Below are 1,645 nucleotides of genomic sequence, written 5' to 3'. Positions count from 1 at the left end.
CTAGCCCGGAAAATTCACGCGGGTTGGCGGATGTGGCGTAAAGTGCTGATTTAACGTATGATTTGGTTGCTTAAGCCGATCGACGTCATTTCAGGAAAGCCACACCCGCCATGGACGGTTCTACTCTGCCGCTGACCGGTTTGTCACCCGTTTCTGGCAAGCGGATAGATGCCAGTTTCGATGGCGGTCTGCTCTCCTCGGACGGCGGTATTTTGCTGTTGCGCGAGGTTGAGCAGCGCCTTGGTGTAGCTGATCGTATGGCTGCCTGCATCAATGATCCCCGTGCGCCGGATCATATCACGCACTCCCTTGCCGACATTATCCGGTTCCGACTGATGATGATCGCGGCAGGTTATGAAGATGGCAATGACGCTTCCAGCCTGCGCATCGACCCGGTGTTTAAGATGGCGCTTGGCCTGGCTCCATCGGACCGTGCACTTTGCTCGCAGCCGACAATCTCACGCCTGGAAAACCTGCCCGACACGCGTGCGCTCCTGCACATGGGCCGGGCGATGGTGGATCTGTATTGCGAGAGTTTCCGCACCGTGCCCAGGCGTATTGTCCTCGACATCGATGACACCTTCGATGCCGTACACGGCGGCCAGCAGTTGCGATTGTTCAACGCCCATCATGACGAATATGGCTTCCAGCCCATCGTCGTGTTCGATGGCGAGGGGCGGTTCATCACCGCCGTCCTGCGCCCGGCCAAACGGCCCGGCGGCAAGGAGATCAGGGCTTTCCTGCGTCGCCTGATGCGTGCAATTCGCGCCAACTGGCCAAAGACGCAGATCCTGCTGCGCGGCGACAGCCACTATTGCTGCCCTGAAGTCATCGACTGGTGCCGGGCTGGCGGACACGAATTCATCCTGGGCGTCGCGCCCACGTCGACATTGCGCCGTCACATCGCCGATCTCGAGGCGAGCACTAAAGCCCGCTTCGACGCGGCGCCCCAAGCCGGCAAGGCGCGTCGCTTCAAATCCTTCCACGACGGCGCCAAAAGCTGGAGCCGCGTCGAGCGGATTGTCGCCCGCGTCGAAGTCGGCGATCAGGGCGCGGACACTCGCTTCGTCGTCACAAATCTTAAGAAGGGCTCGCCCCGCCGGCTCTACGAGCAAGTCTATTGCCGGCGAGGTCAGGCCGAAAATCACATCAAGTCCTGGAAGACCCACCTCGCTGCCGATCGCACATCCTGCACCAGGGCCACCGCCAACCAGTTGCGCCTGTTTCTCCATGCCGGTGCCTACTGGCTCATGTGGGGCCTGCGTAGCGCCATGCCCAAACGTTCAGCCTGGCGTACCGTCCAGTTCGATACCTTGCGCCTGCGTCTCATCAAGGTAGCTGCCCGCGTCACCGAGTTGAAGACCCTGATCCGCATCCAATGGCCCAACGCCTGCCCGGACAAGAAGATCTTCCGCCTCGCCCTCGACCGCGTCCCTCGCCTCGTCACCTGATCCACAGGGCAGCGCCCCTTCAAACCAAACCCCGCCCTTCAACCCGCAAACCTCAATCACCCTGAAATCGGGTCGTGCGGCTGAGCGGAACAAGAAAGTGTCGTAAGGGGCATTATTTCTTTTCAAAAGTCCCATTCGGAATTAGGTTGGCGTAGCGGTCTGAGGCCGCCGTTTGCGACGGCGTCGGGCACGGA

Annotated in this window: 1 protein-coding gene; it reads left to right on the top strand. The window is 60.7% G+C overall.

The genetic code is table 11. The features are described 5' to 3' along the window. Window positions 1-110: 110 nt before the first annotated feature. Window positions 111-1,451, top strand: coding sequence for an IS1380 family transposase (locus WA070_RS04310; protein WP_132470537.1), 1,341 nt, complete (start codon window positions 111-113; stop codon window positions 1,449-1,451). Window positions 1,452-1,645 lie beyond the last annotated feature (194 nt).

The sequence above is a fragment of the Sphingobium sp. genome (assembly GCF_049304695.1).
GTDB lineage: Bacteria > Pseudomonadota > Alphaproteobacteria > Sphingomonadales > Sphingomonadaceae > Sphingobium.
Note: the sequence above shows the minus strand (reverse complement) of the source record. Positions and strands in the feature narration are given on the sequence as shown.

Excerpts from the sequence above, each read along its gene's own strand:
- WA070_RS04310 (WP_132470537.1), top strand. The coding sequence starts at position 111 with ATGGACGGTTCTACTCTGCCGCTGACCGGTTTGTCACCCGTTTCTGGC.